General features: G+C 63.3%; 21 protein-coding genes. 13 read left to right on the forward strand and 8 right to left on the reverse strand.

Annotated elements, in window-relative coordinates; translation table 11 throughout:
- Nucleotides 1–34: 34 nt before the first annotated feature.
- Together KUF55_RS06350 and KUF55_RS06355 are read right to left on the reverse strand one after the other, a co-directional pair.
- Complete coding sequence (locus tag KUF55_RS06350) at nucleotides 35–781, reverse strand: PspA/IM30 family protein (RefSeq protein WP_132364731.1); 747 nt, start codon at nucleotides 779–781, stop codon at nucleotides 35–37.
- A gap of 137 nt (nucleotides 782–918) precedes the next feature.
- The gene (locus KUF55_RS06355) at nucleotides 919–2,964 is read right to left on the reverse strand and encodes a TPM domain-containing protein (RefSeq protein ID WP_218818337.1); all 2,046 of its coding nucleotides are present in this window, start codon (nucleotides 2,962–2,964) and stop codon (nucleotides 919–921) included.
- Nucleotides 2,965–3,239: 275 nt separating this feature from the next.
- Here KUF55_RS06355 and KUF55_RS06360 point away from each other — a divergent pair, with 275 nt between their 5' ends.
- From KUF55_RS06360 to KUF55_RS06375, 4 genes are all read left to right on the forward strand, one after another.
- On the forward strand, nucleotides 3,240–4,823 hold the full coding sequence (locus KUF55_RS06360) for a S1C family serine protease (protein ID WP_218818338.1): 1,584 nt from the start codon (nucleotides 3,240–3,242) through the stop codon (nucleotides 4,821–4,823).
- Between the two features lie 282 nt (nucleotides 4,824–5,105).
- Nucleotides 5,106–5,924 carry an electron transfer flavoprotein subunit beta/FixA family protein gene (locus KUF55_RS06365; RefSeq protein ID WP_218818339.1) on the forward strand — a complete coding sequence of 273 codons (819 nt, stop codon included), beginning with the start codon at nucleotides 5,106–5,108 and terminating at the stop codon, nucleotides 5,922–5,924.
- A 23-nt stretch (nucleotides 5,925–5,947) separates the two neighbouring features.
- Nucleotides 5,948–6,904 (forward strand): electron transfer flavoprotein subunit alpha/FixB family protein, encoded by a 957-nt coding sequence (locus tag KUF55_RS06370; protein ID WP_218818340.1) that lies wholly within the window; start codon nucleotides 5,948–5,950, stop codon nucleotides 6,902–6,904.
- Between the two features lie 6 nt (nucleotides 6,905–6,910).
- Nucleotides 6,911–7,666: a PIG-L deacetylase family protein gene (locus KUF55_RS06375; RefSeq protein WP_218818341.1), complete on the forward strand. Its 756-nt coding sequence runs from the start codon at nucleotides 6,911–6,913 to the stop codon at nucleotides 7,664–7,666.
- 151 nt (nucleotides 7,667–7,817) lie between these two features.
- Here KUF55_RS06375 and KUF55_RS06380 read toward each other — a convergent pair whose 3' ends face one another.
- From KUF55_RS06380 to folP, 5 genes are all read right to left on the reverse strand, one after another.
- Nucleotides 7,818–8,375 carry an anti-sigma factor gene (locus KUF55_RS06380; protein ID WP_132364739.1) on the reverse strand — a complete coding sequence of 186 codons (558 nt, stop codon included), beginning with the start codon at nucleotides 8,373–8,375 and terminating at the stop codon, nucleotides 7,818–7,820.
- A gap of 83 nt (nucleotides 8,376–8,458) precedes the next feature.
- The gene (locus KUF55_RS06385; RefSeq protein WP_132364741.1) at nucleotides 8,459–8,926 is read right to left on the reverse strand and encodes a tRNA (cytidine(34)-2'-O)-methyltransferase; all 468 of its coding nucleotides are present in this window, start codon (nucleotides 8,924–8,926) and stop codon (nucleotides 8,459–8,461) included.
- A 98-nt stretch (nucleotides 8,927–9,024) separates the two neighbouring features.
- The gene (locus KUF55_RS06390) at nucleotides 9,025–9,954 is read right to left on the reverse strand and encodes a J domain-containing protein (protein ID WP_218818342.1); all 930 of its coding nucleotides are present in this window, start codon (nucleotides 9,952–9,954) and stop codon (nucleotides 9,025–9,027) included.
- Between the two features lie 122 nt (nucleotides 9,955–10,076).
- Nucleotides 10,077–10,832: a dihydrofolate reductase family protein gene (locus KUF55_RS06395; RefSeq protein WP_132364745.1), complete on the reverse strand. Its 756-nt coding sequence runs from the start codon at nucleotides 10,830–10,832 to the stop codon at nucleotides 10,077–10,079.
- Entirely contained in the window at nucleotides 10,832–11,830 is a 999-nt protein-coding gene (folP, locus tag KUF55_RS06400) for a dihydropteroate synthase (protein ID WP_218818343.1), read from the reverse strand. The genes KUF55_RS06395 and folP overlap by 1 nt, the downstream gene beginning before the upstream one ends.
- A 150-nt stretch (nucleotides 11,831–11,980) precedes the next feature.
- On the opposite strand from folP, the gene KUF55_RS06405 reads away from it, so the two are divergent.
- The 4 genes from KUF55_RS06405 (at nucleotide 11,981) to KUF55_RS06420 (ending at nucleotide 15,896) form a co-directional block, all read left to right on the forward strand.
- The gene (locus KUF55_RS06405) at nucleotides 11,981–12,892 is read left to right on the forward strand and encodes a hypothetical protein (protein ID WP_218818344.1); all 912 of its coding nucleotides are present in this window, start codon (nucleotides 11,981–11,983) and stop codon (nucleotides 12,890–12,892) included.
- 93 nt (nucleotides 12,893–12,985) lie between these two features.
- The gene (locus KUF55_RS06410; protein ID WP_132364751.1) at nucleotides 12,986–14,215 is read left to right on the forward strand and encodes a cysteine desulfurase family protein; all 1,230 of its coding nucleotides are present in this window, start codon (nucleotides 12,986–12,988) and stop codon (nucleotides 14,213–14,215) included.
- Nucleotides 14,212–15,348: a tRNA 2-thiouridine(34) synthase MnmA gene (gene mnmA / locus KUF55_RS06415; protein ID WP_132364753.1), complete on the forward strand. Its 1,137-nt coding sequence runs from the start codon at nucleotides 14,212–14,214 to the stop codon at nucleotides 15,346–15,348. Before KUF55_RS06410 ends, mnmA begins: the two co-directional genes overlap by 4 nt.
- Nucleotides 15,349–15,515: 167 nt before the next feature.
- Nucleotides 15,516–15,896 carry a VOC family protein gene (locus tag KUF55_RS06420; RefSeq protein WP_218818345.1) on the forward strand — a complete coding sequence of 127 codons (381 nt, stop codon included), beginning with the start codon at nucleotides 15,516–15,518 and terminating at the stop codon, nucleotides 15,894–15,896.
- A gap of 213 nt (nucleotides 15,897–16,109) precedes the next feature.
- Here the strand turns inward: KUF55_RS06420 and KUF55_RS06425 are convergent, their stop codons facing one another.
- Complete coding sequence (locus KUF55_RS06425; protein WP_132364757.1) at nucleotides 16,110–16,475, reverse strand: hypothetical protein; 366 nt, start codon at nucleotides 16,473–16,475, stop codon at nucleotides 16,110–16,112.
- A gap of 223 nt (nucleotides 16,476–16,698) precedes the next feature.
- Here KUF55_RS06425 and KUF55_RS06430 point away from each other — a divergent pair, with 223 nt between their 5' ends.
- The 5 genes from KUF55_RS06430 (at nucleotide 16,699) to KUF55_RS06450 (ending at nucleotide 22,742) form a co-directional block, all read left to right on the forward strand.
- Nucleotides 16,699–18,339, forward strand: coding sequence for an ABC transporter substrate-binding protein (locus KUF55_RS06430; RefSeq protein ID WP_218818346.1), 1,641 nt, complete (start codon nucleotides 16,699–16,701; stop codon nucleotides 18,337–18,339).
- A gap of 107 nt (nucleotides 18,340–18,446) precedes the next feature.
- Complete coding sequence (locus KUF55_RS06435; RefSeq protein WP_132364761.1) at nucleotides 18,447–19,541, forward strand: ABC transporter permease; 1,095 nt, start codon at nucleotides 18,447–18,449, stop codon at nucleotides 19,539–19,541.
- Between the two features lie 3 nt (nucleotides 19,542–19,544).
- The gene (locus KUF55_RS06440; protein ID WP_132364763.1) at nucleotides 19,545–20,519 is read left to right on the forward strand and encodes an ABC transporter permease; all 975 of its coding nucleotides are present in this window, start codon (nucleotides 19,545–19,547) and stop codon (nucleotides 20,517–20,519) included.
- Complete coding sequence (locus KUF55_RS06445) at nucleotides 20,516–22,189, forward strand: ABC transporter ATP-binding protein (RefSeq protein WP_218818347.1); 1,674 nt, start codon at nucleotides 20,516–20,518, stop codon at nucleotides 22,187–22,189. Before KUF55_RS06440 ends, KUF55_RS06445 begins: the two co-directional genes overlap by 4 nt.
- A gap of 160 nt (nucleotides 22,190–22,349) precedes the next feature.
- Entirely contained in the window at nucleotides 22,350–22,742 is a 393-nt protein-coding gene (locus KUF55_RS06450) for a chorismate mutase (protein WP_132364767.1), read from the forward strand.
- The last annotated feature ends 2 nt before the right edge of the window (nucleotides 22,743–22,744 follow it).

The raw sequence follows: 22,744 nt of genomic DNA on the forward strand, positions 1-22,744 counted from the left end.
CGCTGCCCCGACCCGATGCTGCCAGGGTGAGGGACTACTCCGAGGTGCCGGTGGTGAGCGACGGGGCGGTCTTCGGGCCCTTCAGGGCTGCCAGACGGGCTTCGATCTCCGTCTGCTCGCCAAGATCCTCAAGAGAGTTGAATTGGGCATCGAGCGAGGATGAAGCAAGTTCTGCAGCACCGCGCACGCGAGCCTCTTCGCGGCGGATCTTTTCCTCGAAGCGACCGACCTCGCTGGAGGGATCCATGATGTCGATGGACTTCACGGCCTCCTGCACCTGGTTCTGCGCCTGAGCTGATTTGGCTCGGGCCACGAGTTCATCGCGCTTGGAAACCAGTTCCTGACGCTTGGACTTCATGGCGTCCAGCCCGGTCTTCAGCTTTTCCACGACATCGCGCTGCGAGGTGATGCTCGGTTCGGCACTCTTGGCTTCGGATTCCGACTGCATCTGACGCTGGATGGCCACCTTAGCCAGCGAATCGAACTTGTCTGCATTCGCGGTGTCGCCGGCAGAACGGAATTCATCGGCCTTGCCGGAGGCGGCGAGTGCCTTGTTGCCCCAGTCGGAGGAGGCCTGAACGTCTTCGTCGTAATCTTCCTCGACCATACGAAGGTTGCCGATGGTCTGGGCCACTGCGGTTTCTGCCTCGGCGATGTTGTCCGTGTAGTCGCGCACCATCTGGTCGAGCATCTTCTGGGGATCTTCCGCCGAATCGAGCATGGCGTTGATGTTGGCCTTGGCCAGCTGGGCAACACGACCGAAAATAGACTGCTTTACCACGATGAGACCTTTCGTTGACTGACTAGTGAACTACCTAAGGGTGCACCTCCCGTGAGGAAAGCGCGGTACAACAATCTGGGGTTCCGGTGCCCCGGGATGTGCTCCCGGGGCACCGGAACGTGTAGGTGGGGTGACGGTTAGAAGTTGCCTCCCGCGCCGTCGCCGAATCCACCGAATCCGCCACCGCCGCCGCCATCTCCACCGAAGCCGCCGAAGCCGCCGCCACCAAAGATGCCGCCGCCACCGGAGTTTGAGCCGCCACGCAGAATGGAATCGATGAGGATACCGCCGAGGATCGCACCGCCGAGGCCGTTGTTACCGCCGCCGCCGCCAAAACCGCCGCCACCGCCAAAACCATTAACGTCGTTTTCTGCCTCGCGGGCGGCCTGGTCGGCCAGCGCCGCGGCATGCTCGGCGAAGGCGAGCGCATTAACCGGGTCAGAGGGGGCCATGCGCAGGGCCTCATCTAGGTTGCGCTGGGCCTCTGCCAACCGTGTGCGGGCCGTGGCTCCGACACCGCCGCGGCGGGCACGGATGAAGTCATCGGTGCCGCTGATTTTCATCTGCGCGCCACGGATGGCCGACGCCAGCTGATCTGCTGCCCGTCGGTTGCGTTCCTGGGTATCGCGGATCTGGTTCAGCGCCTCATTTAGGGGGCGGTGTCCGGAATCCACCTCGGCCAGCAGCGCGACGGGATCGACGCGACCGCTGCCCACCTGCGCCGCAACGGAGGCGAGCGCCGGTTCCAGAGCTGCCACCGGACCAGCAAGTTCAGGATGTGACCCGTTGGCCACCAGCGCGCGGCCCTGAGCCAGATCCTGTGCGGCGGTGGAGACCATCGACTCAAGATCGGTGCGAGCCTTGGCCAGATCGTCTCCGGCGTGTGCCACCGCGTCAAGCAACACCGTGGCCTGGTGCACAGCATCTTCACCGGCACGGACGGCAACGGCAGCCTCGGCGGTCTGCGCGGCGGTGATCTTTTCCTCGGCGGTGGATACGGCCGTATCGGCGAAGTCCAACCGGTTGGTGGCTTCGGCGATGTTGGTGTGGACCTGATTCAGTGCCGTGTCGGTGTACGTGGTGGAGAGCTCGGCGAGAGTGCCCTGGACCGTGGTGAGACGGGTGCGCAGGGGCGCAATACGAGTCTTGAGCTCCGCGGCCGCAGCAGGGGCATTCTTTTCGAGCTCGCGCAGTGAGGCGAATTCTTCGGTGTGCGCCTCGAGTGCCTCATTGACCGCCTCACAGCGGCGGATGATCTCTCCCAGCCAGGAACGCTGGTCTTCCTCGGTATCGGGGATGTGGTCATCAAGCTGCTGCTGCAACTTGAAGGACTCCGACATGTGTTCCTTGGCGGCGGTGATGTCTTCGGTAAACGGCTTGATGGCTTCGTCGCCGAATTGCGCCTGGGCGAAACCGACCTCCTGTTCCGAGGAGCGGATGGCATCGTCGGCGGCAATGAGCAGGCTGCCGGCCTTGGTGCGCAGCTCGGGGATGCTCAGGGAAGCCAACGGGTCAATGGGCTTGCCGTCCGGGCCCTTGGCCACCTGCGGGGTGCCAGCGGGCAACTTCTTGCGTCGCGAGAGTGCCCAGGCGGTGGCGCCACCGGCCACCACGACTCCGCCGACCAGCAGCCAGCCGCCATTACCGCCGGATTCACCGTCTGATGACGTGCCGGAGCTCTGCTCGCCTCCTGTGGGGCTCTTGCCATTAGCAACGTTTTCGATGCCGGTGATCGCGCCGAGTGCCGCTGCCGACCAATCCTTATTGGACAGCTGCGGGGCGACCAGCTTGTTGAAGATCTCCTGGTCGAATTCCACGATGTCACCCTTGTCATGGGATTCGAATCGCGCGTTGCGCTGCGTGACGGCGATCGCAAGGATCGAGTCGCTGCTGCCCACGTTCTTCGTCTCGGCAACTTGCTTCACCCACGCACCAGGATCATCGGGGTTGGTGAAGGTGTCCACGTAAATGACAAAAAGATTCTGGCCGGTTTCGCTGCGCAGTTCGGTGAGTGCGGCGTTGACCTCCGCAGTATCTGAGCCCAGGACTCCGGCCTTGTCGATGACAAATTGGCCCGGTGGAATGCTCACGGGTGAATCTGCCGACGCGGCTGGCGCAAGAACGAACATGGACAGGATTCCTGCGGTTGCCACGAGGGCCATCCGCCGGGGGAGCAACTTCATAATATTCCTTCACCTTGCGTGGTCGGCCGCAGAAGATGCCCGGCGCCACGTGCGCAAATGCGTGTGGTGATCCGTTTTCTGCTGTCGTTATAGATTCTAGGGTGGTGGGGGAGCCGCGTCCACAGAATCGCCGGTGGATTGGCCTGTCGGCTGAATACCCGATGCCTTCTCACAGCTGACGCTCAGCTGCTCCTTTTCGTTGCCACAGCCCGCGCAGGCATAGTTATAACCAAGAACCCCAGTTCAACGACCACCAAGGGATTGGAACAGCCGCCATGAGCGAGAACAATGTTGAGAAACCAGGCACCGATGGCAACGACGACGGAGCGCGTGGCGCGGCCAACGTTCCGCCACGTCCGGTGAGCCCACCGAGCGCCGATGCCGGTAGCGAGGCGACGCAGGCTTCGGTCTCCAAAATTTCTGGCGCCGCGGATCCGACTCAGTCTCTGCCCCGTCACTCCGAAACCCCGCCCGTCGCGCCCGCAGACCCAGAGACACCAAAATACGGACAGGCAGCACCTGCTCCCTCCCCGGAACATGCCTACACCAACGCCTCGGCACCGGGGCCCTATGGCACCCCCACGCCGGAAGAACATACCTCGGCCTTCGGGACCGCGCTGCCGCCACGCAAGCAGAGTGCCAACAAAAAATTCACCTCCGGCGCGCTGATCGTGGGCATGGTTGCCGCGGCACTGCTCGGTGCCGGAGGTGCCATCGGCGCCAACTACGTGATGGATTCCAACATCACCGCCACCAGCGCCGGGTCGGCGACACCACGGGGTGATGTGGTGATCAACAACCCGGAGAACGTCACAGCTGTCACGGCGGCGGCGGCCAAGGCCAGCCCCAGCGTGGTGACCATCGAGGTCTCCAGCGGTAGCAACGGCGGTTCGGGTTCGGGGATCATCATGGACAAGGCTGGCCACATCCTGACCAACACCCACGTGGTCACCCTGGGCGGCGTGACCTCCGACCCGAAGATCACCGTGCGCACCAACGATGGCAAGGTGCACGCCGCGACGTTGGTGGGTACCGACCCGCTCTCGGATCTGGCGATCATCAAGATCGATGCGGATAACTTGGTCCCGGCAACCCTCGGATCCTCCAGCAAGCTCAACGTCGGGGATACCGCCATCGCCATCGGCGCCCCGCTGGGGCTTGCCGGAACGGTGACCGACGGCATCGTCTCCACCCTGAACCGCACGATCTCGGTGGCGTCCTCCGCCGTTCCGAAGGAAACCGAGGGCTCGGATAATTCCCAGGGCGATTCCAACCAGTTCAATTTCCAGTTCCCCGGTGAGCAGCAGCAAGGCAGCTCGGCCGGCTCGATCTTCATCAACGTGATTCAGACCGATGCCGCCATCAACCACGGCAACTCCGGCGGTGCGTTGGTGGATGTCAACGGCAACATCATCGGCGTGAATGTGGCCATCGCCTCCTCGGGCTCCGGCTCCACCAGCGGTGATGAGAGCGGCTCCATCGGCGTCGGTTTTGCCATCCCGATCGACTACGCCAAGCGCATCGCCGATGAGTTGATCGCCAACGGCAAGGCCACCCACGGTTTGTTGGGCGTGACGGTGCAGGCCAAGGCCGCGGACGTGAATAATGGCGGCGGCGGCAGTTCCTTCAGCGTCGGCGCAGAGGTTGCCAGCGTGGTGGCCGGCGGCGCCGGGGAAAAGGCTGGCCTGCAAAAGGGCGATGTCATCACCGGTGTGGATTCGCGCATCATCTCCGACAGCTCCTCGCTGACGGCGGCCATCCGTGAGATCGCCGTCGGCGGCACCGCGGAGATCCACTACACGCGTAATGGCAAGGACGGCAGCGCGAATGTGACGGTGGGCGAAAACACCGGGCAGTAACAGAGCAGCAATAAACACCCGGCGGCGGGGCCTCGAGCGCATCAGGCGCCCGGAGCTCCGCCGCTTTGTTGCGTGGCATTGCGTGACATTGCACCCCGAGCGGCAAATGTGTCCAAGTCGGTGCCGACGCGCGCCGTCATCAATCATCGACTCAGAAATCACCGATACCATGGATGGCGGAGCCCCAGACGCTCGGGTATTACCTGAGGATCCGTCACCGTGCGCATCGATGGCCACGGCGCTCCGCGATGGAGATGTCCACGTTTTTTCAGAAAGGCAGTAATGAGCCAGAAGACCGGCACGCCCTTGAACATTCTTGTATTGGTCAAACACGTACCAGACGTTCAATTCGAGCGGCATCTTTCGCCCACTGGCCACCGGCTGGATCGCCAGGATTCCGTCCTGTCCGAACTCGACGAATACGCGATCGAGGCCGCGCTGGCATTGGCCGAATCACGCGGTGGTGAAAAGGGTGGCAACCATGTCACGGCCCTGACCATGGGACCGGCGGGCGCAGCCAACGCGGTGAAAAAATCACTGCAGATGGGCGCCTCCGCCGGCGTTCACATCAGTGATACGGCGCTTGAGGGATCCGATGCCGGAGCCACCTCGCTGGTGCTGGCTACCGCCATCAAGCACTTGGGCGGATTTGATGTGGTGCTCACCGGCATGGCGTCCACCGACGCGGAGACCTCCCTGGTCCCGGCGCAGCTGGCCGAACGGCTGGGCCTGGCGCAGCTGACCAATCTCTCGGCGGTGGAACTTAGTGATGCGAACATCATCACCGCGACCCGCGTGGGTGAGGATGGCGCACAGACCCTGAGCGCGCCACTGCCCGTGCTGATCTCGGTTACGGATCAGGCCAACGAGCCGCGCTACCCGAACTTCCGCGGCATCCTGGCGGCCAAAAAGAAGAAGATCACCACCCTCTCGCTCGCCGAGCTGGGCATCGAAGCATCAACCGTGGGCACCGCAGGATCGGGGACCCGGGTGCTGGATGCGGCACCACATGAGCCACGAAGCGCCGGGGAAATCATCACCGACTCGGGCCAAGGCGGCCTTGCCCTGGTGGACTTCCTCGCCGACGCCAAGCTCATCTAGCACTACCCAAGGGGAAAAGAAGCATGCTGAAAATTCTTGTTTACATTCACGCTCCCGCGCAAACACCCACCAAGGGTCAGCGCGAACTCCTGGCCCTGGCCGCGAGCCTCGGCGAGGCAGCGGTAGTGCTCGGAGACAATGCCGATGACGCCGCCCGTGCCGGGCTCCACGGCGCCGGTGCCACGGCATTTTATGGCGCGGTGAGCCCGGAGCGGCTGCGCGCCGAGCTCATAGCCCCGGCCGTGTCCCTGCTGGTGGCAGCGGTCCGTGCGTCGGGTGCCGACGCGGTGCTGCTGCCCAACACCATGGAGGGTCGCGAGATTGCCGCGCGTGCCGCGGTGCGCCTGGACTCCGGGGTCATCACCGACGCCGTGGCCGTGGATCAGGAGCTGAACGTCACCAAATCGGTGCTCGCCGGTTCCTACACGGTGCGCGCCCGTATCACCCGTGGACCGGCGCTGATCACGCTGAAGGCCAACAGTGTTGAGCCGGCCGAAGCGCAGGGCTCCGGCGCGCAGGTGCCGCCCGTACAAACGCTCGAGCTTGGTGAATCCGGGCCGGCGGCAAGAATCACCGCCACCGCACCGCACATCGCTAGCGGGCGGCCGGAACTGTCCGAGGCCCGCTTTGTGGTGGCCGGCGGCCGCGGCGTGGACGGGGACTTTGGTCCCGTGGAGGATCTGGCCGACGCACTGGGCGCCGCGGTGGGTGCCTCGCGCGCCGCTACCGACGCCGGGTGGATTGATCATTCGGCCCAGGTGGGCCAGACCGGTGTGACCGTCTCTCCGCAGCTGTACATCTCCGCCGGCATTTCCGGGGCGATCCAGCAGAAGGCCGGCATGCAGAGCGCCAAGTACATCGTGGCGATCAACAAGGACCCCGACGCGCCGATCTTCGAGATCGCGGATCTGGGCATCATCGGCGATTTGGCGAGCATCTTGCCACAGGCCGCCGCCGAAATTCGTCGGCGACAGGGCTAAGTGGGCGTGGGAATTTTTGACCCGGCCAGCGAGGAAATCACCCGGGTCCTGTGTTTTGCCGCGCACCCGGATGACCTGGACTTTGGTGCCTCGGGCACCGTGGCGACCTGGACGGCCGCGGGTGTTCACGTCGAATATTGCATCATGACCGATGGTGATGCCGGCGGCTTTGATGCCCGCACCACCGCGGAGATCACCGCCACCCGGCATGCCGAACAGCGGGCAGCCGCTGCCCTGGTGGGCGTGGACACCGTGCACTTTTTGGGTGAGGCCGATGGCTACCTCGAACCTAATCACCGGGTGATGAAGCAGGTGGTCTCCTTGATCCGCACCCTGCGCCCGCAGGTGGTGCTGGGGATGCATACCGAACGCAATTGGGATCGGATTCAGCGTTCGCACCCCGATCATCTGGCTTGCGGTGAGGCGGTCACGCGTGCCATCTACCCGGCGGTGGAGAACCCCTTTGCCTACCCGGAGCTGGAAGAGGCGGGTCTTCCGGCCTACAAGCTGCCGTGGCTCTGGCTTTATGGTGCCCCGGCCGAGCGGGAGAATCACCGGGTGGAGATCACCGCGGTGTTTGAGAAGAAGCTGGCCGCGTTGCGCCAGCACCTGAGTCAGCACCCCGATGTGCCGGCCATGGAGCGTTATGTCCGTGCGCAATGTGCCGCCCAGGGTGCCCAAGCGGGTCTTGCCCCCGGCGCCTTGGCCGAGGCCTTCCACGTGGTGGCGGTAAACGCCGCAGATACCATCGCCGGGTTCTAAGCCTCCGGGATCAAACTCAGCACCAACGCAGTTCGTCCGGATGCAGTCAAGACAAACGCCGATGGGCCGCTTGTAAGCGGCCCATCGGCGTTTGCTGTGCTGTTGTTACTGCGGTGATGCTGATACCGCGACTAAAAGCTCGCCGCGATTTTTACTTAGCTTCCGGCAAATCCAAGACGGCCAGTGGCTCGCTGCTCGGAGTGGTGCTGGTGGCATCGGACGACTCCACGGAGACCATCACCGAGGCAACCTTCTCCAGACCGGTAAAGCCCTCCTTGGCGTCCGCGCCATCGCTGGCGACATCTGCCAAACGGGTCGGCCGGTCGGTGTCTACCTCGATCAACCACAGGGTGTAGGTTTTGCTCGGGTCCAGCACCGGCATGTCGGTGAGTTCCAGGGTGCCAGCGTCAACCTTGGTAGAGGTGGTGAGCGCGGCATGTCCGCCGCCCTTGACCTCGGCCTGGACCACTACCTGGTCCGAGGCCCCCTCGACCTTCGATACGTAGTCGGTGGGCAGCAGGTTCACCACGATGGCGATGACGCCGATGACCAGTACTGCGAGTCCGGCAACGACCAGGACCCACTTTTTCAGCGGGCGCCGGGTCGGAACATCGTTCTCGGTGGCTACCTGGTCAACAAGATCCATGCCCAGATTGTCGTCGTTCTCGTCGCCGCGGTGCCCGGGGTAAACGGGATCGGTGCCGGTCATGAGTTGCCATCCTTAGGAATTCGAGTGGGAGAGTGCGGCAGATTAATAACCACCGAACAAGCTTAGGGGAGAAGGCTATGCGTTTAGTGTGTGGATCCGCCGAACGAATTTTGTCGCCAGGCCTCGTAAAGCACGATCGATGCGCAATTGGCCAGGTTCAGTGACCGTCGGCCCTCCAACATGGGCAGCCGCACCGTGGCGGTGACATGCTCATCCACCTTGACCTCGGCCGGAAGTCCGACGGATTCTGGGCCGAAGAGCAACACATCACCGGGCTCGTAGGCGATATCTGAATAGGTGGTGCTGCCCTCGGAGGTGAAGGCGAAGACACGATCGGGTTGGAGTGCTTCCCAGGCCGCGGCGAGGTCCTTGTGCACGGTGACCACGGCCAGGTCGTGATAGTCGAGGCCGGCGCGGCGCAGGTTGGCATCCTCAAAGTTGAAGCCCAACGGCTCAACGAGGTGCAATTCGGCACCCGTCACCGCCGCCAAACGGATGGCGTTGCCGGTATTGCCGGGAATTTCTGGGGTGTAAAAAAGGATTCGGAACACGCCCATCAGTTTACTGTGCGTTGAGCCAAAGAGCCTGCTCCGACCGGCGGAGCCAGCCATTTTTGCTGATCCGCATCTCGGAGTGAGCGCGTCAGGCCCTAATACATTCCGCCGAGCAGTCTGGCTAAAATCGTGCGATCCACCACCTGGGGGGCGGGGCCGGTGCCCAGGAACATCTTCATTTCGCGCACCAGGTTGATGGCGTTCACCACGTTGGCCACGCTCATGTCCCCGGGGACACCGCCGCGTACATAGTCGATGACCGGTTCGTGCAGGTTGCCATCGGGAGCGAGCAGGACCGTCCACCCGGTGACATTGAGTTCCGGGAAGAGTGACTGCATCTGATGTACCACCGGGGTGATGCGGGGAGGTTCGATGTGTTTGCCATCGCGCAATAGCGAATCACCGTCCCAGCGATACACACCCTTGGGCAGCAGCATCGAGTGGATCAGCGCCAGCCGGTAGCCGCCCAGCAGTGCATGGTCGATGTAGCCGCCGCCCGGGGCATGGAGGCCGTTGACGAGCCGGGCCGATGGCAGTGCGGTGAGCACCTGGCGCGAGAGCAGTGCCACGGTCCGGGTCTCGCGGGCCAATCGGGCCTGGGCGCCAAAGATGCCGCGTTTGCGTGGGGTGCCGTGGACCTGCCGGATGGAGGTGGCCCGATCCACGGCGCCCGGGGCATCCAGGGGCGGGAGATACTCGGTGGGTGTGGTGGCCGAGGGCCGGGTCCCGGAGGCATCAAAGCGCATCGAACCGCGTTGGCCCGCATCTCCGGTGTCATCCTCACGGGTGGGGGCCTTACCGCGCAGGTAGCTGGACTCGGTACCGTAGCTGCGGTCATAGCGCGTGCGGGAGGCCGGATCGATGAGGGTTTCGTAGGCCAGCGTGGCACGGGCGAAGTCCTCGGCGTTTCCGCCGTGGTCGGGGTGGGTGGCCCGGGCTGCCCGGCGGTAGGCGGACTTGATATCCGTGGCATTCGCGGTGGGAGCAACGCCCAAGACTTCGTAGTGGGTTTGCCGCTGGGCCACGGGGCCGCCTTTCGCTCGCTGCTGAAGATGAGGTGCCGCGCTAGCTCCGCTGCACGGCGCGTTCTTGCTTCAGCGATCTTACCGGGTGTGGCTGGGAGAGCGGTGAGGTATTAGCGGTGAGCTTAGCCGCGACGGTAGTCAGCCAGCAGCGTACCGTCCTGCTCATGCAAGAGGTGCAGCTCCATGGATACCGGCACCTCCAGGTGAGCTCCGCCGGCGATCCGTGGCCCGTTTCCCGCGACCAGCAGTGGGGAGTAGGTGAGCGCCAGGCTCGAGATGGCATCGGCACGCAGGAAATCACCGAAGAGTGTGGGGCCGCCCTCGGCATGGATTAATCGCATTCCGCGATCGTGCAGCGTCTTGATGATCCAGTGTGGGTCAAGACCCGCACCACCGCCCTCTGCGGTGATGATCTCCGCCACCGGGGCGAGGGCCGCAATCCGCTGCGCCGGGGCGGCGGCGGAGGTGAGCAGCAGAATTTCCCCGGGGTTCTGGCTGAACAGGGCGCCGTGTTCATCGAGGTCAAGGTGTCCGGAGGCCACGGCCAAGATCGGGCGCTCGCTCATGCCGTGCGCCAGGCGCCAGGCACGGGATGCATCATCAAGTAATTCACCCTCATAGCCCTCGGCCCGCACCGTCCCGGCGCCCACGAGGATGACGTCGGCCAGTCGACGTAACAACATGAAAACCCGGTGATCCGCGGCTGTGCCCAGGGCGCCGGAGCGACCCTGATGGGTGGCGGCCCCGTCCAGCGAGGAGACGAAGTTGAAGCGCACAAAGGCGCCTGTTCCGGGTTCCGGGGCATAACCGGTGAGCAAGGCCTCGTCGTCAACATCCTGGGCCGAAGCATCAGCGCAGGGCGGGAGTATCCGGCGCATCAGGCCGCGCCGTTCGCGGTGTAGGGGGCCGCATTGATCAGTGCCGAACCGCCGGCCGCCAAGGCGTGGGCGGGTGCGTGGTTCCCCGGGTGGGCGGGGGTGTTCACCTCGCCCATGTTGTGGGCCAGATAGGCGGGTTCTCGCCAGCCCATGGCGGCTTCCAGCATCCGCACGGTGGAGAGCGATTCGGGGATATTGTGCATGCGGATGATGCGTGCCCCATTCATGATGCACATCGCGGCGGCGGCCATCGATCCGGCGGTGCGTTGTGTCTTGGGTAAATCCAGGGTTTCGCCGATGAAGTCCTTGTTGGAGACCGCGGCCAGGCTGGGGTAGCCCAGCGCCGCAATGGCCTCGAATCCGGCGGTGAGTGCGAGGGTGTGGCGCGTGTTTTTGTTCAGATCGTGCCCGGGGTCAATGATGATCTTGTCCTCTCCGATGCCCAGCGATAGCGCGTAGTCGATCTTGCGCCGCAGGTAGCCGGTGACTTCCTGCACGACGTCGTCGTAGTGGGGCCGCGGATAGCTGGTGCGTGGTGCCGCCAGCGAATGGGTGATCACCAGGTGGACCCCGGCCTCTGCCACCACGCGTCCCAGCTGGGGATTGCTGAGCCCCGTGGTGTCGTTAATAACATCCGCGCCCGCGCCGATGGCCGCCGCAGCAACTTCGGGCAGGAAGGTGTCGGCGGAAATCACGACATCGGATTGTTGACGCACCGCGTCGATGACCGGGACGATGCGTTCGGCTTCTTCGTGCCAGTCCAGCGCCGGTCCGGGGGAGAAGGGCACCCCGCCAATGTCGATCCAGTCGGCACCCGCCCCCACCGCACTCAGCGCGGCATCCACCGCACTGCGCAGCCCGAACGTCGCTCCACCGTCGTAAAAGCTGTCGGGAGTGCGGTTGATGATTGCCATCAACGCCACCCTCGAATCGAAGTTGATGCTCCGGTGGGCAAAGTGGTGGACGGGGTGACGAAGCGCGGGTAGGTACATGCCCATGGGGAGAACTCCTCGGCTAGAACTGTTAGTTCATTCCTATCAGCTTTGTCGCGCGCTCACCGTCCCCGCGCGTCACGACACTCAATAGAAACGTACGGTAGCTCGCATTGCTAAGTGCCCATGGGCCCCGGATCTGGGTACGCTGATCTAATGACTTTGAACTTTGTGGCGCCCGATGCCGGGGCGTGGATCGTTGATGCCCTCCAATCCCAGGGACGCGATGCGCAGACCGCCAATCTGGTCTCCGGACAGGTACCCGCCTCGTATGCCGCCTACGCGCGCATCTTCCACCCCGCCATGGGACTGGACGGGCAGCCGGTGAGCTGGGGCGAGATTGCTGCACGTCGCGGATCCACCATGCATCCACTGGCACAATTCGCCGCGCTCTCGGGGATCGGTGAAGACGGAGTGCCGCTCGCCGAGGACTCCTGGGAGGGAGAGGCCCCGGGGTGGGATGGACTGGGCGCCCAGGAGCTGGCGGCCATCGCCCCGCTTTTGGTCGCCAACACGCAAAGCCCGGATGAGATTTATCTGGCGCTGTGGAATGGGCTGGCCTTCATCCATGGTGGGGATCAGGTGGAGATCATCATCGAGGATGATCCCGCGCTGAGTATGGAGCAGAACCTCGTGCGAGCCGCCGAATTGGCGGCAGCGGCGAAGGCCCCGGCCTTCTCTCACGAGGACAGGAACGGACCCACCCTCACCATTGGCTCCGGCTACCGTTCCTTCTACCTGTTCAGTGGGGACGGAACGGATCTGCGCAGCCCGCTGTGGGCGCGGACCTCACTGGGGGAACAACGCCAGTCCCCGAATCTGGCCTGGCCCCAGGACCGTGCCTGGATTCTGTCCACCGAACTATATGAGGACTCGACCATCGTGGGGGGAAGTAAGGAACTGATCAACGCCCTCCTTGCCTGCCCGGGGGTTGAAGCCCTGGAGGTGAGCGCGGATGCGCGGCTTGATGCTCAGGGGGATACCCACAATCAGTTACCAATACCCGATGCCACCCCCTTTGATCCCGAAGAACTGGCCGGGGAATACTTCGCCGGCGAGGAGAACTAACCGGCCGACGCTGTGGGTTCGGCTGTTTCGGCTGCATGTGAGCAATGACTCCGCGCCGTCGTCACGCAACACGGCTAGAATTGTTCGGTGTCCATGAGCCCCACATACCTAGACCACGCCGCCACGACGCCGATGTCCGGCGCCGCGTTGAGCGCCATGACCCATGAGCTGGCGCAGACCGGTAACCCCTCCTCGCTGCACGGCGCCGGGCGTCGCGCCCACCGAGTGATGGAAGAAGCCCGGGAACAGCTGGCCGCGGCGGCCGGGGCACACCCCTCCGAGATCATTTTTACCTCCGGTGGAACCGAATCGGACAATCTTGCGCTCAAGGGTTTGTACTGGAGCCGCACGGCGATTGATCCCACCCGCACCCGCATCATCGTGCCCACCATCGAACACCACGCGGTCTTGGATACCGTCGAATGGCTGGCCGCCCACCAGGGTGCCACCATTTCCTGGCTCGAGGTGGATACCGACGGAGTCATCAACCTTGCCGACCTCTCGGCACTGATCAACCAGAACCCCGCGGACATCGCGCTGATCACCTGCATGTGGGCCAACAATGAGGTCGGCAGCATCCAACCGATCCACCGGGTCGTGGCGCTCGCCGAACCCCATGGCATCCCGGTGCATAGTGATGCCGTGCAGGCCTTCACCTCGGTGCCCACGCACTTTGCCGATTCGGGACTGGCCACCATGGCCATCTCCGGGCACAAGATCGGCGGACCGGTGGGCATCGGCGCGCTGCTGGTGCGCCGAAATGTGACCCTGACCCCCGTGCAGCACGGCGGCGGGCATGAACGTGCGTTGCGTTCGGGAACCTTGAACTCCGCCTCCGCCGCTGGCTTTGCCGCGGCCGCCAGTACCGCTGCCGCCACGCTGGGCACCGAGAACGAACGCCTAGCCACGCTGCGCGACAGCCTGATCACCTCCATCGGGAGATTGATCCCCGAAGCTGTCTTGAACGGCAGCGCGGATCCGCAGCACACGGGCACCCGGCTTCCGGGTAACGTGCACTTCACCTTCCCGGGCTGCGAGGGGGACTCGTTGCTATTTGTGCTGGACATGCTCGGCATCCATTCCTCCACCGGCTCCGCGTGCACCGCCGGGGTACCGCGGCCCTCACACGTATTGTTGGCCATGGGCCGCGATGAAGGAACCGCACGTGGCGCACAACGCTTCAGCCTCGGGCATACAACTGGCACTTCGGACGTTGAGAAGTTGGTGGCGGCTTTACCCGAAGCGTACGAGCGCGCCAAAAAGGCCGGAATGGCCGCACAAATCAGTAGCATTCAAACGGCAGGGACAGGGTTTACGCGATGAAGGTTTTGGCAGCGATGAGCGGCGGAGTTGACTCCGCCGTGGCGGCGGCACGAGCCGTTGAAGCAGGCCACGAGGTCGTGGGGGTGCACCTGGCGCTGAGCCGGATGCCCGGAACCCTGCGCACCGGATCGAGGGGCTGTTGCACGGTGGAGGATTCCAACGATGCCTGGCGCGCCTGCGATAAACTCGGCATCCCGTACTACGTGTGGGATTTCTCCGAGCGCTTTAAGGAAGACGTGGTGGAGGACTTCATCGCCGAGTACCAGGCCGGTCGCACGCCCAACCCCTGCATGCGCTGCAATGAGCGCATCAAGTTCGCCGCGCTGCTGGAAAAGGCCATCGCCCTGGGTTTTGACGCGGTATGCACCGGGCATTACGCCAAGGTGATTCGTGATGAAGAAGGACATCCGGAACTGCACCGCGCCGCGGACTGGGCCAAGGATCAGTCCTACGTGCTGGGCGTGCTGACCCACGAACAGCTGGAGCACTGCATCTTCCCGCTGGCCGAGACCCCCTCCAAGGCCGAGGTGCGGGCCGAGGCCGAGGCCCGCGGGCTCTCGGTGGCCAATAAGCCCGACAGCTATGACATCTGCTTCATTCCCGATGGGGATACCCGCGGGTGGCTGGCCGAGCGCATCGACATGACCAAGGGTGAGATCGTTGACCAGGAGGGCACCTCCCTGGGCGAGCATGAGGGCGCCCACGCCTTCACCGTCGGACAGCGCAAGGGCCTGAAGCTTGGCACCCCGGCGGCCGATGGCAAGCCACGCTTCGTGCTGGAGATCCGCCCCAAGGAAAACAAGGTCATCGTTGGCCCGGAGGCGCTGTTGGCCGTTGATGAGCTGCGCGGCATCCGGATTTCCTGGGCCGGGCTGCCGATTGCCGAGGCGAGCGCCGGCACCGAATTCGACTGCATGGTTCAGGTCCGTGCCCACGGTGATCCAGTTGATGCCCGTGCCAGCGTGCAGCTACAGGAGGATGGCTCCAGCGTGCTGGTGGCCACGATCATCAACCCGATGCGCGGCGTAGCACCGGGTCAGACCATGGTGATCTACCAGGGCACCCGAGTGCTGGGACAGGCCACCATCGAATCGGCGCGCTCCACGGCATGGGACCCGAGCCTGATTTCCTGAGAATCGCCACACCCGTCTGAAGGCTCCGCCGGTTGCTTGGCTGCACCGGCGGGGCCTTCGTCGTTGATGAGTGAAAGCGCAGTTGCTCCACGACGTCCGGCCGGCGCATCCGGGACTGATCCCTGTGCTCTGTTCCCTGCCCACGCTCGGGCGACTATTGTGTGGCCATGACCAGTCGACTTGCCTCCATCAGCATCGATGCGACAAATCCCCGCGTGGTGGCCGATTTTTGGTGCGCGGTGCTGGGTTGGCACGTGATCGAAGAAGACGACGATGGCATCGGCATCGGACCATCGGACGGTGCCTGGCCGGCCATCGAAGTGTTCGCTGTACCCGAGGTCAAGAGCGTGAAAAACCGGTTGCACTTTGACCTGCGGGCGGATGGGGTGTCCACCGCTCTGGAGCTTGAACGTTTGCTGGCCCTTGGCGCGCGGCGTACCGACGTCGGTCAGGGGCCCGATGTCAGCTGGGTGGTTCTGGCCGATCCCGAGGGCAACGAGTTTTGCCTGCTTTCGCGCACGGTCCAGGACCTCAAGAATCAGGGATGAACCCTGCGGCGGAGCCGGGATTCGCAGGAGATAAGACCGCCCAAAAATTTTCAGCACCGCTGCGATGCTGCTGCGCTATCTCAAGCTCGAGGGACGGAGCGCCACGGGATGAAGTCGCGGTTGGTCAGTGGTGCACCTCATAAACAAATGTCCCGCCCGTTTTCCGCAAAATGGCGGAGAACGGGCGGGACAAGTTGCTGCGAGACCGTGTGCCTAGGCCTTGACCTCGTCGACGATGCCATACATGCGAGTGGAGATATCTGGATATTCCAGACGGGTCTTGCCGGCCTCGAGACTCGGCAGCTGGGCCGGACCGTGCTCGGCGCAGTGCACAAAGTCGAATTTGGGCCACCACTTCTTGGGTCGCTCGGCCTCGGTGAAACCACAAACGGCGCAGGTCAGCTGCACCCATACGGGGCGTTTTCCGGTCCTATTCGCGCGAGACTGGATGAGCCAGGCCGGGGCGTTGGCGTTCAGTGCTGCGAATTCGGCTTCGCTCATGCGCGGGGGAATATTGTGTCGCTTCGCCATTTCCATGGAGATGTCCAGGGCAATGGCGGCGTCTCTACGTGTCATCATCACCTTTAAGCCTAGGCCACAATCCGCAAAATCGTTGCTGCTGGTGGAGAAGCGCAGTTCCATTTCTCGTTTTCCGTATCAAGAAGTATAGATCTGAAAGATGTCATTTACATTTCCTGCAAATAATCGGCAGAAAGCATGGCCTTTTGTGATGTGAAGCAACTACTATGTAGTTCGCTGTGTTTTGGATCACAGCGTCGCACGCAAAAATTAAGGAAACCACATGACCCGCTCGAAGAACGGCCTGCGTCTCGCCGCAGCCGTGGTTGGCATTTCTGCCCTGGCCCTGACCGCTTGCACCGGCCCCGCGGCAACGCCGGGGGCCAGCGGCTCCACATCTGGCGGCGGTGCCGCCAGCGCACCCATCACCGTAGGCACCACGGACAAGGTGACGTCTCTGGACCCCGCCGCATCCTATGACAACGGTTCGTTCATGGTCATGAACCAGATCTACCCGTTCCTGCTGAACTCCAAGCCCGGATCGGCCGAACCGGAGAACGACATCGTCGAGTCCGCCCAATTCACCACCCCGACCGAGTACACGGTCAAGCTCAAGGCGGGACTCAAGTGGGCCAATGGCCACGACCTGGATTCCAAGGACGTAAAGAACACCTTCGACCGACAGGTCAAGATCGCTGACCCGAACGGTCCCTCATCGCTACTGGGCAACCTGAAGAGTGTTGCTGCCCCGGATGCCACCACCGTGGTCTTCACGCTCAAGAAGGGCAACGACCAGACCTTCCCGCAGGTGCTCACCAGCCCCGTCGGTCCGATCGTTGACGACGAGATCTTCCCGGCCGACAAGGTCGTCGCCGATGACGTGATCATCAAGGGCAAGGCCTTTGCCGGTCAGTACACCATCGAGTCCTACGCGAAAAACTCGCTGGTAGCGCTCAAGGCCTATGACGGCTACAAGGGCTTGCTCGGAGCACCGGCCAATACCTCGGCCAATATCAAGTACTACGCGGATTCCAACAACCTGAAGCTGGACATCCAACAGGGTGGCATCGACGTGGCATGGCGTTCGCTCTCGCCCACCGACGTGGCCGACCTGGCCAAGGACAAGAAGGTCAAGGTCGATAAGGGCCCCGGTGGCGAACTGCGTTACATCGTCTTCAATTTCGACATCATGCCTTTCGGCGCGAAGTCTGACGACGCGGATGCCGCCAAGTCGCTGGCGGTTCGCCAGGCCGTAGCCAACCTCATCGACCGCCAGGCCATCGCCACCAAGGTCTACAAGGACACCTACACCCCGGTCTACTCGTTTGTGCCGCAGGGCTTCACCGGCGCCATCGAACCACTGAAGGATCTCTACGGCCAGGACGGTGGGCCGTCGCAGGACAAGGCCAAGGCAGCGCTGGAAGCCGCGGGCGTCAGCACCCCGGTCAACCTCAAGCTGCAGTACAACCCCGATCACTATGGCCCCAGCTCGGGCGATGAATACGCGGCGGTCAAGGGACAGCTGGAAGCCGGCGGCCTGTTCAAGGTTGACCTGCAGTCCACCGAATGGGTGACCTACCAAAAGTCACGTGTCACCGATTACCCGGCCTACCAGCTCGGTTGGTTCCCGGACTACTCGGATGCCGATAACTACCTGTCGCCATTCTTCGCCAAGGACAACTTCCTGGGTAACAAGTACGACAACCCCGAAGTTGACAACCTGATCAACGAGCAGCGGGTAGAAACCGATCGTGCCAAGCGCACGGCACTCATCGAGGAGATTCAGACCAAGGTCGCCGGCGATCTCTCCACGATTCCGCTCCTGCAGGGCGCACAGGTTGCCGTATCCGGCGCCGACGTCAAGGGCGTGGAGACCACGCTGGATGCTTCCTTCAAGTTCCGCATGGGCGCCATCTCTAAGTAGCCGCCATCGTGCACGGGTCGCGGGTTCCTCTTCACCCCTTTATGTGGGAGGAACCCGCGGCCCATTTTTTCTGGAAACCACTCTTTTTAAGCTAGGACGCTTTGGCCATGGCCACCACGATTAACCTGACCGAAAACCCCTCGGTCACCCCGCCGCCGACAAGACCGGCCGCCAAGGCGGGAGGCAGCTTTGCGCGCTATTTGCTCACACGCTTCCTGCTGATCTTCCCGACCATCTTTATCCTCGTTACCCTGGTGTTCTTCCTGATGCGCGTGACCGGTGACCCCATCACCGCGGCGCTGGGTGGACGATTAACCCCAGACCAGCTGGCCGAACGAATTTCCGCCGCCGGTTACGACCGCCCGGTCATCGTTCAGTACTTCGAATACCTTGGACAGATTTTTACCGGCAACTTCGGACGCACCATCTCCGATAACCGTGCCGTCACCGAGGTCCTGGCGACCTATGGTGCCGCGACCGCCGAGCTGGCAGTGAACTCGCTGATCGTCGCGCTGCTGATCGGCATCCCGTTCGGGTTGCTCGCGGCCAAAATGCGCGACCGCTGGCCCGATGCGCTGCTGCGTGTTTTCGCCATCCTGTGTTACGCCACCCCGGTGTTCTTTGCCGGCCTGCTGCTCAAACTCATCTTCGGAGTGTGGCTGGGCTGGCTACCGATCGCCGGACGGGCGGGAGTCACCGCCGAACTGCAGCTCACCGGGCTGCAGAACCCCAGCGGCATCTTCCTGCTTGACGCCTTGCGCTCGGGAAACATGAGCGCGGCATCCGATGTCATCTCGCACGCGATCCTGCCGGCGGTTGCCCTAGGCTTGCTCACCGCCGGAGTGTTCCTGCGCCTGGTGCGCACCAACGTCATCGGCACCCTGGGCCGAGACTACGTGGAGGCCGGGCGTTCGCGCGGCGTCTCCGAATACCGGCTGCTCACCAAACACGCCTATCGCCCCGCGCTGATTCCCATCATTACGGTCATGGGTCTGCAGATCGCGCTGCTGCTGGGCGGCGCGGTGCTCACCGAGACCACCTTCGAATGGAAGGGCCTGGGCTTCCAGCTGGCCCAGTACCTCACCGCGCGTGACTTCGTTGCGGTGCAGGGCATCGTGGTGCTGCTGGCCGTCATCGTCGCACTGACCAACTTCATCGTTGACATCATTGCCGCCCTCATCGACCCCCGAGTGAGGTTCTAAGTTATGAGTACAACAACTCACGTTTCGGTGCCACCGAAGCGATCGCTCATCTCTCGTCTTCCGGTGATCTCACACCTGCGCATGAGCGCCGGATTGCAGCGCGGCATGTTGGTGGCGGGTCTGGTCCTGACCGTCGCCTTCCTGCTCACCGCGGCACTTGCCCCGCTGATCGCCCCGTTTGGGTTCTCCCAAATGGCCGACGCCGACGGGGATTTCCCCACCCAGGAAGCCCCCGGCGGAAAGTTCATCTGGGGCACTACCGTCGGTGGCTTTGATGTGTTCTCGCGAACCATCTGGGGAGCCCAGACCGCCGTGGCCGTCATCGTAGTGGCGGTGCTCTTCTCCATCTTCATCGGTGTTTTCCTCGGTCTGGTCTCCGGGTACATCGGTGGCTGGCTTGACCGAGTGCTGGTCGTCTTGGCCGACGCGATTTACGCCTTCCCCTCCTTGCTGCTGGCCATCGTGATGTCCATCGTGATCTCCGGCGGGCAATCGAGTCTCTGGGGCGGCATCATGGCCGCGGCCATCTCCATCACCGTGGTTTTCATCCCGCAGTACTTCCGCGTCATCCGCGCCGAAACTGTCCGGCTGAAGGCCGAACCCTTTGTAGAATCCGCGAAGGTCATCGGCGCCTCAAACTGGCGCATCATGTCTAAACACGTTTTCCGCAACGCCACCCGCACGCTCCCGCTGATCTTTACGCTCAATGCCTCCGAGGCATTGCTGACCCTCGCGGGATTGGGCTTCCTGGGCTTCGGCATCGAACCGACCAAGGCCTCCGAATGGGGCTTTGACTTGAACCGCGCGCTGAGTGACGCGACCAGCGGCGTCTGGTGGACCGGTGTCTTCCCGGGTGTCGCCATCGTCCTAACAGTGCTCGGGCTGACGCTTGTGGGCGAATCCATGAATGACTTGGCGGATCCGCGTCTGCGGACACGCCGCAAGGCCAAGCGCCGCGGCGGAAAGGCAGCAGCATGAAAACGAACAACGTAGACACGCGCGCAGACGGCGCGGTCCTGTCCATCAAGGACCTCGAAGTCACCTTCACCACCGATGCCGGTGAAGTTCCGGCGGTACGCGGCGTGGGCTTTGATGTTGCTGCCGGGGAAGTGGTGGCGGTGGTCGGCGAATCCGGTTCGGGTAAATCGGTCACCGCTCGCACCATCCTGGGCCTGCTGGCAGATACGGCGGTGGCCCGCGGCGCGGTGCTGCTCAAGGGCAAAAACATGCTCACCCTGGGCCCGACACAATTGCGTGCCGCCCGCGGCGAGGACGTCTCGATGGTCTTCCAGGAGCCGTCCACGGCGCTGAACCCGGTCTACACCGTGGGCTGGCAGATCATCGAGGGCATTCGAGCGCACACCAAAATCAGTAAGAAGGAAGCCAAGGTCCGCGCCATCGAGGTATTGCGCAAGGTTGGCATCCCGGAGCCCGAGGTGCGGGTGAACTACTACCCGCATCAATTCTCCGGTGGACAGAAGCAGCGTGTCATCATCGCCGCGGCACTGGCCCTGAACCCCTCGCTGATCGTCGCGGACGAGCCGACCACGGCCCTGGACGTCACGGTGCAGGCGGAAATTCTGGAGCTTTTGCGCGCGGTACGGGACGACTTTAAGACCGGGATCGTGCTGATCACCCACAATATGGGCGTGGTCGCCGACCTCGCGGACCGCGTGGTGGTGATGTACCAGGGCAAGATCGTGGAGAGTGCACCCAGCGTGGAGCTCTTTGCCAATCCACGTGAGGACTATACCAAGGCGTTGCTCGCGGCAGTCCCACACCTGGGACGGCATTCGGCCTCCGCCGGGATGAGCGAACGCTCGGGCCAGGATCGGGAGGTGCTGGTGGAGGCGAAAGACCTCTCCATCGTGTACCCCGGTCGACTCGGTTCACCGGCCTTCAGGGCCGTGGACGAGGTGTCGCTGAAGATCTGTGCCGGGGAGGTATACGGACTGGTGGGGGAGTCGGGCTCCGGCAAGACCACCATCGGTCGCGCCATTGCGGGGCTGAACAAGATCAGCAGCGGATCGCTGAAGGTGCTCGGCTACGAAATGCTCGATTACAAGGAACGCAGCTTTAAGAAGTTGCGCCAGGACATTGGCTTCGTTTTCCAGGATCCGGCGGCCAGCTTTAATCCGCAGCTGAGTATCGGTGAGTGTGTGGCCGAGCCGCTGCTGGTGCACCGGGGATTTGACCCACGAGCCGCACGAACTCGAGTTAATGAACTGCTCGAAGCGGTGCAGCTTCCTGCGGCCTTTGCCCAGCGTTTCCCGCACGAACTCTCCGGAGGCCAACGCCAGCGTGCCTCGCTGGCCAGGGCGCTGGCACTGGATCCGAAGCTGCTGATCGCCGACGAACCGACCAGTGCACTGGATGTGTCGGTGCAGGCCAAGGTGCTTGAGCTGTTTAAGGAATTGCAGGCGGAGTTGGGTTTCGCGGCCCTATTTATCTCCCATGACCTGGCCGTGGTGGACATGTTATCCACCTGGGTGGGCGTGCTGTACCGCGGCAAATTGGTGGAGGAGGGCATCGGATCCCAGGTCATGGGCAACCCGGAACATCCCTACACCAAGCGGCTGATCGCCTCGCTTCCGGTGCCGGACCCGGTGGAGCAAGCGGCACGGCGTACGGCCTTCCTGAAGGCCTAATCGTTAGTGGGTCTGGTGGTGGGTGGGTTCTGATTGGGGGACACACCCACCACCACTTGTTCCGCGCCATGAGCGCCGAACATACGCCCAACGCTGATCGCTGCCGCAAAGACGTGTCACGGTTACCAGCTGAGGCGCGGGCAACCCTAGACTTGAAACCATGAGCCAACAGAACAACCCGCAGGCAGACGGCGGCGCCGACACCGACCCCTATGACCCCACCGCATCATCCCTGGCCGACACGGTCCAGGACGAGGTCATGGCCGAATTGTTGTCGATTCGCGGCAGCATCGACAACTTCGATGCGACGCTTGTGTACCTGCTGGCCGAACGGTTTAAAGCCACGCAACGGGTGGGTCACCTCAAGGCCGTGCACTCCCTGCCGCCGAGTGATCCGGGACGCGAAAAGGCGCAGATCGAACGCCTGCGTCGCTTGGCCCATGAGGCGCATCTTGACCCGGAATTTGCCGAGAAGTTCATGAACTTCATCATTTCCGAGGTCATCAGGCACCACAACACGATTTCGGCAACGCACGCCGAGTCCGGAAACTAATT

Origin of the sequence: Paeniglutamicibacter sp. Y32M11, assembly GCF_019285735.1 — a bacterium.
In the GTDB taxonomy this organism is placed as follows: domain Bacteria; phylum Actinomycetota; class Actinomycetes; order Actinomycetales; family Micrococcaceae; genus Paeniglutamicibacter.